This window comes from Kitasatospora sp. NPDC058048, from assembly GCF_042885555.1.
GTDB classification, from domain to species: domain Bacteria; phylum Actinomycetota; class Actinomycetes; order Streptomycetales; family Streptomycetaceae; genus Kitasatospora; species Kitasatospora lactacystinica.
This window is the reverse complement of sequence record NZ_JBHVRT010000022.1, coordinates 18,651-31,500: the sequence shown is the minus strand read 5'-3', so window position 1 is coordinate 31,500 and position 12,850 is coordinate 18,651. Positions and strand designations below refer to the sequence as shown.

General features: G+C 71.0%; 12 protein-coding genes. 5 read left to right on the top strand and 7 right to left on the bottom strand.

What is annotated here, in order from left to right:
* Positions 1-74 precede the first annotated feature (74 nt).
* Complete coding sequence (locus ACFVVA_RS23100; protein WP_387692139.1) at positions 75-872, top strand: N-acetyltransferase; 798 nt, start codon at positions 75-77, stop codon at positions 870-872.
* Here the strand turns inward: ACFVVA_RS23100 and ACFVVA_RS23095 are convergent.
* Both ACFVVA_RS23095 and ACFVVA_RS23090 read right to left on the bottom strand, forming a co-directional pair.
* On the bottom strand, positions 862-1,959 hold the full coding sequence (locus ACFVVA_RS23095; protein WP_387692137.1) for a hypothetical protein: 1,098 nt from the start codon (positions 1,957-1,959) through the stop codon (positions 862-864). The genes ACFVVA_RS23100 and ACFVVA_RS23095 overlap by 11 nt on opposite strands.
* Positions 1,960-2,101: 142 nt before the next feature.
* A complete protein-coding gene (locus ACFVVA_RS23090) occupies positions 2,102-2,350 on the bottom strand; it encodes a hypothetical protein (protein ID WP_387692135.1) in 249 nt (82 codons plus the stop codon).
* 1,100 nt (positions 2,351-3,450) lie between these two features.
* Between ACFVVA_RS23090 and ACFVVA_RS23085 the strand changes: the two genes are divergently transcribed.
* Positions 3,451-4,137 (top strand): hypothetical protein, encoded by a 687-nt coding sequence (locus ACFVVA_RS23085; protein ID WP_387692133.1) that lies wholly within the window; start codon positions 3,451-3,453, stop codon positions 4,135-4,137.
* Between the two features lie 30 nt (positions 4,138-4,167).
* Here the strand turns inward: ACFVVA_RS23085 and ACFVVA_RS23080 are convergent, their stop codons facing one another.
* The gene (locus ACFVVA_RS23080; RefSeq protein WP_387692131.1) at positions 4,168-4,380 is read right to left on the bottom strand and encodes a hypothetical protein; all 213 of its coding nucleotides are present in this window, start codon (positions 4,378-4,380) and stop codon (positions 4,168-4,170) included.
* Positions 4,381-4,598: 218 nt separating this feature from the next.
* Between ACFVVA_RS23080 and ACFVVA_RS23075 the strand changes: the two genes are divergently transcribed.
* Together ACFVVA_RS23075 and ACFVVA_RS23070 are read left to right on the top strand one after the other, a co-directional pair.
* Complete coding sequence (locus tag ACFVVA_RS23075; RefSeq protein ID WP_387692130.1) at positions 4,599-4,829, top strand: e9imm peptide; 231 nt, start codon at positions 4,599-4,601, stop codon at positions 4,827-4,829.
* A gap of 169 nt (positions 4,830-4,998) precedes the next feature.
* On the top strand, positions 4,999-6,123 hold the full coding sequence (locus ACFVVA_RS23070; RefSeq protein WP_387692128.1) for a hypothetical protein: 1,125 nt from the start codon (positions 4,999-5,001) through the stop codon (positions 6,121-6,123).
* 17 nt (positions 6,124-6,140) lie between these two features.
* Here the strand turns inward: ACFVVA_RS23070 and ACFVVA_RS23065 are convergent, their stop codons facing one another.
* The 4 genes from ACFVVA_RS23065 to ACFVVA_RS23050 all read right to left on the bottom strand — a co-directional run bounded on the left by ACFVVA_RS23065 (position 6,141) and on the right by ACFVVA_RS23050 (position 12,100).
* Complete coding sequence (locus ACFVVA_RS23065) at positions 6,141-7,838, bottom strand: ABC transporter family substrate-binding protein (RefSeq protein ID WP_387692126.1); 1,698 nt, start codon at positions 7,836-7,838, stop codon at positions 6,141-6,143.
* An 83-nt stretch (positions 7,839-7,921) separates the two neighbouring features.
* Positions 7,922-10,075, bottom strand: coding sequence for a dipeptide ABC transporter ATP-binding protein (locus ACFVVA_RS23060; protein ID WP_387692124.1), 2,154 nt, complete (start codon positions 10,073-10,075; stop codon positions 7,922-7,924).
* Positions 10,072-10,932: an ABC transporter permease gene (locus ACFVVA_RS23055; RefSeq protein WP_380631191.1), complete on the bottom strand. Its 861-nt coding sequence runs from the start codon at positions 10,930-10,932 to the stop codon at positions 10,072-10,074. The genes ACFVVA_RS23060 and ACFVVA_RS23055 overlap by 4 nt, the downstream gene beginning before the upstream one ends.
* Positions 10,933-11,116: 184 nt before the next feature.
* Positions 11,117-12,100 carry an ABC transporter permease gene (locus ACFVVA_RS23050; RefSeq protein ID WP_387692122.1) on the bottom strand — a complete coding sequence of 328 codons (984 nt, stop codon included), beginning with the start codon at positions 12,098-12,100 and terminating at the stop codon, positions 11,117-11,119.
* Positions 12,101-12,439: 339 nt separating this feature from the next.
* Here ACFVVA_RS23050 and ACFVVA_RS23045 point away from each other — a divergent pair, with 339 nt between their 5' ends.
* Complete coding sequence (locus tag ACFVVA_RS23045; RefSeq protein ID WP_387692121.1) at positions 12,440-12,850, top strand: VOC family protein; 411 nt, start codon at positions 12,440-12,442, stop codon at positions 12,848-12,850.

The window sequence follows — 12,850 nt, the reverse complement described above, 5'->3', positions numbered from 1 at the left end:
GCGGGTCCGGCGGGGCCCGCAGATCCCGCAGATCCCGCAGGCCCGTAGGTTCACGAGGAGAGGAGAACGGTCCGATGGCCCTGGTCGTGGTGACCCACGCGGAGCGCCCCGAACTGTGGGACCGCATGCCGGAACGGTTCGCCGGCATCGTGCCCGAGTACAACCTGCACGGAGACGTCAACGACGCCTACTGGAACCGGCTGTTCGAAGAGTTCCCCGACTACCAGTTCGTCCTGTACGACGACGTGCGCGAGGTGGTGGCCGGCGCCGGACGCTCGCTGCCGCGCACCTGGGACGGCACGGCCGCCGACCTCGGCCCCGGCCTGGACGACTCCATCGCCCGGGCGTTCGCGGACCGCGCGGCGGGCCGGCCCGCCGGTGCCCTGTGCGCGCTGGGCATCGAGGTCGCGGAGGACTACCAGCGCAAGGGGTTCTCCACCGTGCTCCTCGACGCGATGCGCCAAGTGGCGCGGCGGGCCGCCCTGGAGACGGTGCTGGTACCGGTGCGGCCCACCTGGAAGGACCGGTACCCGCTGGTGCCGATCGCACGGTACGCGGGCTGGCGGCGCGCGGACGGGGCCCCGCTCGACCCGTGGATCCGCACCCAGGTGGGCGCCGGCGGCACGATCGCCGGAGCCTCGGAACAGTCGTCGCGGATCACCGGCACGGTGGCCGAATGGGAGCGCTGGACCGGCCTCGCCTTCCCGGAGGACGGCGACTACGTCTTCCCGGGAGGCCTCTCCACGCTGCGGATCGAGCGCGCGCGGGACCGCGGCTCGTACTGGGAGCCCGGGGTGTGGATCACCCACCCGGTCGCGGCCGAGGACCTGTCGGAGGACTCGTCGGACGTCATGCCGGTGGTCACGCCGTAGGCAGCCGCTCCCCGGCCCTGACGGCCGTCCACGCGAAGGCGGACATGAGCCGCACCTCGTCCGGACCGGCCTCGGGGCGGCGCTCGGGCGGCAGACCGGCGGGGCCGGCGGTGGCCACCGCCGCCTCCCGCAGCCGGGCGAGGGCGTCCGGCGGGACATCGCCGGGGTGGCCGGGGTCGCCGGACAGCCGGCGGGCGGCCTCGGCCGCCTGCCGGCCGAGCAGGAGGCAGTGGATCCACAGCTCCTCGGCGAAGCTCCGGCCGAACCGCCGCGCCACCTCGGACGCCAGCTCCTCCGGCATGTCCGCCGCCACCGCGTCGCGCACGGCCCGCTCCGGGATGCCGGTCGCCGGCAGGGCGTCGAGCCAGCGGTGGTGACCCCGTCCGCCGTCCGGGCCGTGCTCCTGGCCGACCAGCCGAACGTAGCCCTCGCCGTACCGCATGTACGGGATCCACCCCGGCTCCTCCAGGACGCGGCCCCGCTCCAGCAGCGGTGCGGCGTCGGCGGCGTCCACGGGGCAGACGGCGAGCCGGATCCCCTGGGTGGCATGGCCGTTGATGCTGCTGGTGCCGATGTGCTCCACCACGTTGGGTACGGCGATCAGACTCATCCGGCCGCGCTCGCGGAAGAAGACCGAGAAGAGCTCGTCGTCGTGGCGCTCGGCGCTGCCGGTGGCGAACCGGCGGAAGTCCTCCACCGTGTCGAGCGGCAGACAGACGGCGAGGGACGGCGTGAACTCGTCCGGTACCGCCCGCACCCAGGAGGCGCCGGCGAGCGCGGCGAGCCGCGCGGCACCGCCGTTGCGCGCGTGCCAGTTGGTGTAGAACACCAGGGCCTCGTCGGGGAACCGGGTGGCCGCGCGGCCGACGAGCGCCACCATGTTCTCCGGGGCGGAGACGTCGTCCTGGACGACGAGGTGATGGCTCCCCCCGGAGTCCGCCGCCGCCCAGGCGACCAGGGCCGTCCGGAGCGCCGACGGAGGGCCGTCCGGCTCCGGATCGAGCGCCAGGCCGTCCAGCCCGAGCCGCTCGGCCAGCTCACGGGCCTGAACCAGGCGTACCGGGTGGGTCATGACCGCCGAACTCACGCGCACCGTCGGTACCACAGCTCTCCCTCGCTCCGGGGTCCTCGCGTCATGGTGGCAGGAGCCGCCCACGGCGGAAAGACCGCGACGCGACCTCGGCCGGTTTCCGCGGGGTCGGGGCCGGGAGCGGGGTCGGGGTCGGGGGTCAGGGCCCGTGGCGACCCCTCCAGTGCGAGGTCGCGCGAGGCTCGGCGTCCGTCCGGTGGGGCAGGTCGGCCTGCTGCGGCGGCCCGTCGCCGTCGTCCACCGACGGGCCCGCGGGCCGTCGCCGCGGTACGGCCAGGGCGAGGAGCGACAGCCAGCCGACCGCGAGGAGCCCGTCCAGGTACAAGGCGGCCATGAGCGGCGTCCGCCCGTCGATGTGCACGGCCACCACCGCACCGGTTCCGATCACGGCGGCAGCCCCAACGGTCAGACAGCGTACGGCCCTTCGCATTCCGCCTCCCATGTCGACCGGTCGTGCGGCAGCGAACCCGGCTGCTCGGGAGGAACAGTGAACGGCAGCCCGGGGCCTGCTGTGACGACGTATTCAGGACAGATTGGAGTAGACCAATAGTGATCACACGAACCATGTCGGGCGCATCGAGCGCGAGACCGGTGAACCCGGCGGGAGCGACGTTCCGGAGTCCGGGGCAACGGTGCGCCGCCGACGGCCCGGGGGCTCGTCGGCGGCGTCACTCACGGTGGGTTCGCCCTCCGGTCCACTTGTGGACCGTGTCGCCGTCGGGCCGGTCGCCGAGGATCGGGTACGAGCCGGTGATGAGCAGCATGGGCATGTTTACCTCCCGTGTCCGATCGGGTGCCCATTGTTGCCCGGTGCTCGAACCGCCCCTGGTAGCCGAACCGGCGCGTCCGGGTCCGGGCGTCCGACCACGGACGGCTCCGGCGCCGCGCGGGTCGGACCCTCCGAGGGTCCGGCGGTCGGCCGCGGCCGGTCTCCTACGGCAACTGTGCGCGCTCGGCGCGGCTCTCGGCGATGCGCTGCGCGGCGAGGTCGCGGGCCCGGTCGTGGCCGGTGAGCCGGGCGAGGATCGTCGCGAGTGGCCTGATCCTGCCGAAGCCGCCCCAGTGGCCCTCGGGGGTGAGCGCGGCCGCGGCAAGGTCGGCCGGCCGGCTGCCGGAGCGGCCGAGGGCCGCCGGCGGTGAGCAGCCCGCGCATCTACGGCGCGGCGGGTCGTCAGCCCATCCGGGGCGCACGCCCAAGCAGCGGTGAGCCGGGGCCGGGAGCGGGTCCGGCCTCGCCGCTGCCGGGCCCGCCGGCGTCACCAGGGACCCCGTACCAGGTGGCCGTGTCCAGCTCGGCTCGACTGAACGACCTCTTGGGCTGCTGGGACACTCGGCCCTCCGGCGGCGGTGCTGCCGGCGATCCGGCTCACTGCAGCACGCGGTAGCCGGCCAGGAGCTTGGTGGACGTCCCGGCGGCAGCGTCCGCCCGGGGCATGCGGCGGCCACTATGGCGAGAACGGTGTCGAGAGTGTGGCGTACGGTGTCGGCGTGCTGGTCGCCGGGCACCTGGATGTGGGCGATGCGTCGGTCGGCGAGCAACTGGTGGAGCGCTTGACGGTGCCGAAGCCCGAGGACACCCTCAACGCCGGAGCCGACCCGCATCTCGGATCGACCGGATATTCTGGCCAAGGCAGCATGACCTGCAATTACTGTGCCGCTGTGACTCTGACTGATGCCGAAATAGGCAACCTACTCGCGCCCGCCGGTTTCCGTTTCATTGAACGGATCCAGGGGGAGGTCCGGTTGCCATCGCTGCCGCCGTACCACTCGCCCGCGAGTGCCGGGCCCGAACACGGGCGTTTCGACTCCCACCAGGACGAGGTCGCCGATGTGGGAGCCTCGGACATGGCCGACAAGGTCAACGCAAGCTGGTACCGGATGGCGACGGAGTTCGGGCTCTTCGACGCGAACCGCGAGTATCTGCTCGCCGTCAATCACGAAAGCCTGGGGGAGGATCCGGATGACGAGCCGTTCACAGTGTGGTTTCGGGTCCGGCTGCTCGACGGCTGGGATCTGGTGGGTAGTGAGGTGGACCTGCTGAGGAGCGGGTTCGCGACGCTCTTCACCGCGCGCTTCGTTCCGGAGTTCACGGTGGCGTCCCTGGACGGCCGGATGATGATGAACACCACCGTCTGGGGCAATGGCACCGTCAGCACTATCGTCATCCGCCCGTAGCTCTCACCGGGCGAAAGGTCCGCTACAAGATCAACTGTCAGGGGCAGACTCGACATGGTCGGACGCCGGATTCGTGATGAACACGCTCAGCCGGTAGGTGGTCGGCTGCATCAGTCGTCCACAGAAGGTGTCCAGGCGGGCCGACGTCCAGTCGATGCACTTGTCCGTCGCCCGGAGGTGGTGGATGTGAGCGCGCCATTCCGACTCGTCCTGAGTCTCGTAGACCGTCTCCCAGCGGCCCATGTCAGGAGCGAGGCGAGTAGCATCCCGCTGTCTCTCGTCCTCTTGCCGGCGCCTTCTCTTCCGTTGTCCTGGCACTGGCTCAGCATCGCTGGGCCGGGCCCGCCGTAGCAAGACCATTACCCGTCCAGAGGCCCACAAGATGCTGATCGCTGCCGGACAAGGCCTGGCCTGCCTGGCCGGTCAGGTGGCTGGTTACGCTGATTGCTCACGCCGAGGGGATGAGTGTCGTGGAAATGAGCCGCGAGGAAGCCGTCGTGCTCGTACAGCGGATCATGGACGCGAACTACGTCAGCGACGACGAGGTGAGCGGCTGGCTGGATCGGCTCGGTGAGTCCCTGTTGTGTCCGACCGGGTACGTCAGCGATCTGATCTTCTGGCCAAAGGGGGCCGAGCCCTCGGCCGAGGAAGTAGTGGATCAAGCTCTGACCTACCAGCCGATTGCTCTGTGATTCCGCACTTGAGTACCCGGCAGGTTGCCCACGCTCTGTACTGATCCACCCCGGCAAGGGCTGACGCAACACGCGCGGACTGGACACGGAAGGCGATCACCCATGTCACACCTTCCCGGTCACAGCACTGACTGGCCAGGCCAGGGGCCGGGCCGACTAGGCTGAGTCGGTGACTCTTCAGCCGCCTCGTCCTCTTACGGCCGCAGCCGCGCGGGCCCTCCACCGCCTGCACGGTGCCGACGTCTCCGCCGGTATGAGCGAGCGGGAGCTGGACGCCGTGGAGGAACGGCTCGGCTTTCGGTTCGCTGCCGACCACCGGGTCTTCCTGGCGGCGGGGCTTCCGCTGGGGACTGGTTGGCCCGACTGGCGCGACGGCGATCCGGCCGTGCTGCGGGAGCGCCTCGACCGGCCGGTCGAGGGCACGCTCTTCGACGTCCGTCACAACGGCTTCTGGCACCCGGCGTGGGGCGAGCGGCCGCAGGAGGCCGAGGCCGCCGTGGGGATCGCGCGGTCCTTCCTGGCCGATGTCCCCCAGCTCGTCCCGGTCTTCGGCCACCGCTACCTGCCGGGGATTCCCGGACAGGTCGGACACCCGGTCCTGTCGGTCCACCAGACCGACATCATCCTCTACGGGGCCGATCTCACCGACTACCTCCGCCACGAGTTCGCCGGCCTGCCCGGGCAGTTGGACTCCGCCCGCGCCACTGTCCCTTTCTGGTCCTACGTCCTCGCGGAGAACAACGGCACCCCGCGTCCGGCCCTCTGCACGACGCCGTACGACTCCTGTGCCAGCACCTCGCGGGAGGCGCTCACCGACCTGCGGATGCTGGCTCTCGAACGCGTCCTGGGACGCCGCGTCGGCGCGGATCAGCTGATCCAGGCCGGCCTGGTGGCGCTCGTTCTGGATGTCGACACGCCCTCGCTGCGGTTGCTCGCCGGGCTCGGGCGTTCCGAGGAGCCGGAGGCGGCCCAGCTCTTCGACCAGGTGATGGACGAGCTCGATCTGCTGGCGGACGCCCCCACGGAGGAACGCGAGATCCGCTGGGAGCTCGCCCGCTGGTGGCTCACCCTGATCGTGAAGGGCAGCATGCACCCGGCCATCGGCGCCGACCTCCTGGGCCACGAGGTGTGGTCACCGCTCGGCCACCCCGACACGCTGCAGCCGATCGTCAGCGAGGGCGTCCAGTACGAGGATTGGAGCCCCGCCGTCGCCGAATCGAAGGAGGCCATCGCCGCGAGGATCGTCGCCGAGGCCGCACGACTGCTCGCCGGCCCCTGGCCACCAGCCCTCTGACGCCCGTTCCGCCGGTGCTACTTCTGCCAGCCGATGGTCTCGGGCAGCGGGCTGTGGAAGATGGTGGCACCGACGTTGGCGAGGCCCTTGCGGATGCCGTAGGTGGAGGGGCCGCTGTAGAGCGGCAGGAGGGCGTACTGCTGGAGGGCCTTCTGCTCGACCTTGTTGACGGCGGCGATCTGCTGGCCGAGGTCGGCGATCTCTCCGGTGGCGCGGATCTCCTTGTCCAGCTCGGGGGTGCCGGAGCCGGTGATGTTGGAGTCGCGGTCCGAGCAGTAGAAGTCGCACAGGTACCGCGCGCCGAAGGGGTCCGTCGAGCGGTTGCCGGAGATGAACAGGTCGAAGCGGCGGTCGCTGAGCACCTTGGAGAAGTCGTTCTCGGAGACCTTGTTGACGTCCACCTTCACGCCGACGGCCTTGAGCATCGCGGTGAACGCTCCGGCGGTGGCCTTCTCGATGGGGCCGTCGCCGAGCAGGGTGTAGCCGAGTGCGAGCTGCTTGCCGTCCTTGGCGCGGATGCCGTCGGCCCCAGGCTGCCAGCCGGCCGCGTCCAGGGTCTTCCGCGCCTCCTCCGGGTCGTACTTCAGCACGGCGGCGACGTTGTCCTGGTAGCCCTGCTGGAAGCTGTAGAGCACCGCCGAACCGGGCAGCGGCTCGGTGTAGTCGAGGCCCTGGAAGCGGATCTTCGCTATCTGCGTGCGGTCGATGCTCTCCTGCACCGCCTTGCGGACCTGGACGTCGCCGAGGAGCGGGGACTTGGTGTTGAGGTACAGCGCGTACTCGAAGGGACTGCCGCCGCTGCGGATCCCGGCGTCCTTGACCGTCTTCACCTGCTTGAGGTTCTCGGCGGTCCCGACGGGGGCGTAGTCGATTTCGCCGTTCTTGAAGGCGTTGATCGAGGCGGCGCTCTCCAGGTTGACGTAGACGCGCTTGTCGAGCTTGCCCGTCCGGCCCCACCAGGTGGGGTTGCGCACGAAGGTGATGTTGCCGGAGTGCTCGTCCCAGGTGCCCACGGTGTACGGTCCGGCGCCCCATTCGGGGTGGGCCGTCTTGACGTACGCCTTGTTGAAGTTGTCGACGGTGGCGGCCTGGGGGTGCAGGAAGGTGGTGAACAGCGCGGACCAGGAGGCGTTGACGCCCTTGAAGGCGATGACCGCCTGCTTGTCGTCCGCGCCCCGGGTGACGGAGGTGATGCGGTCGTAGCCGTCGGTGGAGGCGGCCGCGTAGTCCTTGTCCGAGCCGTTGTTGGCCTTCCAGGTGGCCTCGATGGCCCGCCAGTCGATCGGGGTGCCGTCGTTGAACACGGCCTTGGGGTTGAGGGTGATGACGACCTTCTGGTCGCCGCCCTCGACGGTGACCTTCACGTCGCTGTAGTAGTCCGGGTTGTACTGGACCTCGCCGGTGGGCGAGTAGGTGATGGCGTCGGCGTTGTACCAGGACCAGATCCGCAGCGCGTTCAGGGTGCCGTTGACGTTGAAGGGGTTGCCCTGCTCGTCGAAGGTTCCCGCGGTGGTGTAGGTGCCGCCGTCCTTGATGTTCTCGTACGGCTGGGGGTTGTAGTCGGTGACGGAGGATGCGACCTGGGCGGTGTTCTTGGCGTCCTGCCCGGGGGAGCCGCCGGGGGAGCCGCCGGAGGAGGACGAGGAGGAGCACGCGGTGGCGGCGACCGAGACGGCCGCGGCGAGCGCGAGGGGCAGGGCGAGCTTGCGACGCATGGGATGTCCTTGGTGGGAATCGGTGAGAAGGGGAGGGAGTGCGGGGAAGGGGAGGGAAGGGAGAGGGGGAGAAGGCGCGGGTGTCAGACCGCGTGGCAGGCGTACTGATGGTCGGAACCGTCCGGGGTGCCGACGGTCGCCGGCCGTTCGGTGCGGCAGCGCGTCCGTACGCTCTCGTCGGCCTCCCGGTGGAGCGGGCAGCGGTCGACGAACACGCAGCCCTGCGGCAGCCGGGCGGCGCTGGGCTGCTCGCCCGCGAGGACGATGCGCTCGCGGTGGCGCTCGCGTTCCGGGTCGGGAATCGGGATCGCCGACAGCAGGGCCTTCGTGTACGGGTGCCGGGGCCGGGCGAAGATCTCCTCGGTGGCGCCGGATTCGACGATGTGTCCGAGGTACATCACCGCGATGCGGTCGGAGAAGTAGCGCACCACGGCCAGGTCGTGCGCCACCACCAGGTAGGCCAGGCCCAGTTCGCGCTTCAGCCGGGCGAGCAGGTTGATGATCTCGGCCTGCACGGAGACGTCCAGGGCGGACAGCGGCTCGTCCAGGACCAGCAGCCTCGGCTCGCGGGCCAGGGCGCGGGCGATGCCGACGCGCTGGCGCTGGCCGCCGGACAGGGCGGCGGGGAAGCGGTCGCCCATGGCGCGGTCCAGGCCCACCAGGTCGAGGAGCCGGGTGACCCGGGAGCGGATGGCCGTCCGGTCGGCGCCGGCGGCCTGGAGCGGTTCGGCCAGCAGGTCGAAGACGGTCAGCCGGGGGTCCAGGGCGTCCGTCGGATCCTGGAGGACGATCTGGACCTCGCGCCGCAGCTCGCGCACCTGGGCGGCCGACCGCAGCGTGGCGACGTCGGTGCCGGCCACTTCGATGCGGCCGCCCTCGGGGGCGCGCAGCCGCAGCACCTCGCGCAGCGTGGTGGTCTTGCCGCTGCCGGACTCCCCGACCAGGCCCAGGGTTTCGCCCGCGCGCAGTTCGAAGCTGACGTGGTTGACCGCGTGCAGGGTCCCCACCCGGCGCTTGAGCAGGGCCCCCTTGGTGACGGGGAAGGTCTTGACCAGGTCCTCGACGCGCAGGACCACGTCGCCGGCGGTCCGTTCCGCGGAGCCGGCCGGTGGCACGGGGGCGGCCGCCCCGACCGGGTCGAGGCTTCCGTCGGCGATCTCCTGCGCGCGGTGGCAGGCGGCGCGCCCGGGCTGCCCGGCCGGCGTGGTCGAGTCCGGTGCGGTCAGGTCCGGCGTGGCCAGGACCGTTGCGGTCAGGTCCGGTTCGGTGGTCCGGCACACGTTCCGGGCCACCGCGCAGCGGGGCGTGAAGGGGCAGCCGCCGGGCAGGCCGACCAGGGACGGCGGTTCTCCGCCGACCGGGAGCAGGGGCCGTTGGACGCCGCCGTCCACGGTCGGAATGCTGGCCAGCAGGCGGGCGGTGTAGGGCATCGTCGGACGGCGGAAGAGCTCGTCGACGCTCGCGTGCTCGACGATCCGTCCGGCGTACATGACGGCGACGTCGTCGGCGTGGCCGGCCACCACGCCCAGGTCGTGGGTGATCAGGACGAGACCGGCGCCGGTCTCGCGCTGGGCCAGGCGCAGCACGTCGAGGATCTGGGCCTGGACGGTGACGTCGAGCGCGGTGGTGGGCTCGTCGGCGACGAGTACCGAGGGCTTGTTGGCGATGGCCAGGGCGATGACGACGCGTTGGCGCATGCCGCCGGAGAACTCGTGCGGGAACGCCTTGGCGCGTTCGCGCGGGTCGGGGATGCCGACCAGGTCGAGCAGTTCCACCGCCTGCTCCCAGGCGTCCTTCCTGGACAGCTCCCGGTGCACGCGCAGGGCCTCGGAGAGCAGGCGGCCGACGCTGAAGATGGGTGTGAGCGCGGACATCGGGTCCTGGAAGACCATGCCGATGTCCTTGCCGCGCACCCGGGAGAGCTCCTTGTCGTCCATGGCCGCCAGGTCGCGGCCGCCCAGCAGGATTCGGCCGCCGAGCCGCGCGGTGGGCGGCAGGAGGCCCATGACGGCGAGGGCGGTGGCGGACTTGCCGGAGCCGGACTCGCCGACGATGCCCAGGGTGCGCCCGGGCAGGAGGTCGAAGTCGACGCCGCGCACGGCCTCCACCGGTCCGGCCTCGGAGGGGAAGGAGACGCGCAGGTCACGGACGGACAGGACAGGTGCGGGGCCGACGGGCTCGACGGACCCGGTGGGCCCGGCCGTGGGCGCGGTGCGGTGGGCGGGTGCGAGGGTCATCGTCGGCCTCCGGCCGCGCCGGTGGTGGACGTGGGGTCGAGGGCGTCGCGCAGGCCGTCGCCGACGAAGGTCATCGAGACGGTGAGCAGTACGGTCAGCCCGGCGGGGAAGGCGAAGAGCCAGGGGGCGCTGGTGATGGTGCCCGCGCCGTCGGCGAGCATCGTGCCCAGCGACACGTCGGGGGTCTGGACGCCGAAGCCGAGGAAGGACAGGGCGGTCTCGCTTAGCACGGTGGAGACCACGCCCAGGGTGAGGTTGACGATGAGCAGGGAGCCCAGGTTGGGGATGATGTGGCGCACCACGATGCGCAGGGGGCGCACGCCCATGAACTCCGCGGCGCGCACGTAGTCGCGCTCGCGCAGGGACGTCGACACCGACCAGACCACGCGGGCGGTGGACATCCAGCCGAACACCGTCAGGACGAGGACGAGGACCCGCCAGTCGCCCGCCAGCCGGTGCGAGACCAGGGCGAGGATCAGGAAGGAGGGCACGATCAGCAGGAAGTGGATGAGGGCGAGGGTGGCCTTCTCCACCCGGCCCCCGAAGTAGGCGGCGCCCGCGCCGACGACCGCGGCGATGGCGACGGTCAGCAGGGAGACGGTCACCGCGATCACCAGTGAGCGCTGGAGGCCGTGCACGGCGGCGGCGTAGACGTCGTTGCCGCCCTGGTTGGTGCCGAACCAGTGCTCGGCGCCGGGGGACTGGGTCAGGGCGGAGAAGTCGGTGTCCGCGTAGCCGTACGGGGTGAACAGGTCGCCGAGCGCGCTGAACAGCACGAGCAGCAGGAAGATCACCACGCCGGCGACGGCGGTCCGGTTGCGCAGGAAGCGCCGCAGGTAGAGGCGGCGCCGGCCCAGGTAGCGACCGTCGTGCCGGTCGTGCCCGTCGTGCACGCCTCGCCCGTCGTGTCCGTCCCGTCCGTCGTGCACGTCCCGCCCGTCCTGCTCGGTGAGCAGCGGACCGGCGGCCGGCCCGGGTGCGGTGGCCGGGACGCCTTCGGCGGTCGCGTCGGGACTCACAGGGGTCACAGGGGTACTCATCTCAGCTCACCCGCACTCTCGGGTCGAGAAGAACGGTGGTGATGTCCGCGAGGATCGCGCCGACCGCGGTCAGGGCGGCGGCGAAGGCGGCGGTCGCCACGGTGCCGTGCACGTCGTTCTTGCTGATGGTCTGGATGAAGTACTGGCCCATGCCGTTCCAGCCGAAGATCGTCTCCGTGAGGACCGCGCCGGTGAAGACGGCCGGGATGCTGAAGGCCACGGACTGGGCGGTGGGGATCAGGGCGGTGCGCAGGGCGTGCCGGCGGATCGCCTGGGCGCGGGTGAGCCCGGTGGCCCGGGCGGTGCGCACGAAGTCGGAGCCGATGACGTCCAGCAGCAGGGAGCGCTGGGTGAGGTGGTAGCCCACGTACCCCGTCAGGGTGAGCGTCAGCGTCGGCAGGATCAGGTGCAGCAGCCGGTCGCCGATCGTCGCCCAGAACCCTTCCACGTCGGGCGAGTTCTCTCCCGCGACGTACAGGAAGTGCCAGCCCGCCTGTTCGTTCAGCCGGATGGCCAGCAGCACCAGGGCGAGGGCGGCGATGGACACCGGGACGTTGAAGAGCGCCATGGACAGGGCCTGGGCGGCCCGGTCCCGCCAGCCGTACTGGCGCGAGGCGGTGTGGACCGCGAGCGCGACGCCGACGACGACGGACAGGACCGTCGCGCCGATCACCAGTTCGGCGCTGACCAGGGAGCGGTAGCCGATCTCCCCGTTCACCCGGACCCCGACGGGGGAGCGGCCCCAGTCGAAGCGCAGGACCACCCCGGTCAGCCAGTCCCACCAGCGGTGGAGCAGCGGCTCGTGCGGGTCGAGGTTGTAGGGGGCCAGGGCCCGGGAGATCTGCTCCTCGGTGCGGACCGGGCGCAGCTCCTTGAAGTTCGAGCGCGGGTCGAGGAACCAACTGGCCAGGAAATAGGTGGCGTTGGTGGCCACGGCGATCACCAGGAGCCAGCCCGCCGCCCTGCGTGTCACATACCGGAGCACGGACGGCACCTCCCCACCGGATGCGGCGGGTGCGGCTGGGGAGCGCCGGGTCTGGGGGAACTGGGCATGCGGATGGAACTTCCTCGATCCAAGGGGTGGCTGCACGACCGTGCAGAAGCCAGTCTGTGTGCGAGCGACAGGTGGCACCAGGGATCAGGGCATGTGGACACGAAGACGAAACGCCCCCGCAGCACGCGGAGGTGTTCGCGTCACATTTCGTCGACTTCGCAGGTGGGAGAGGCCGCAGCGGCTGCCGAGGAACTCTCTGTTCCCGCACCTCGGCGGGGCTGCTCAGGGTCTGTCGCGAAGTGGGGTGTGAGCTTGTGGCAAGATCACGGGATGCTGCGACTCACCGATTTCATTATCGACTGCCCGGACACGATGAAGCTGGCGGCTTTCTACTCCGAGGTGACGGGCCGTCCGATCAAGGAAGGCAGCTCCGAGGACTGGGCCGGCATCCAGTTCGGCGAGATCGAGCTGGCATTCATCCGGGTGGACGACTACCGCGCTCCGCAGTGGCCCGACAGCGAGCATCCCAAGCAGTTCCACCTCGACTTCGAAGTGGACGAGATCGAGTCCGAGCAGCGCCGTGTCCTCGACCTCGGTGCGACGTTGAGGCAGGACTTCATCGGCCCCAACGGCTATGGCTGGCAGGTCTACACCGACCCGATCGGCCACCCCTTCTGCCTGTGCCGCAACAAGGGCGTCATCTGGACCGACCAGGGCCCGATCTGGCCCAAGCACGACTGA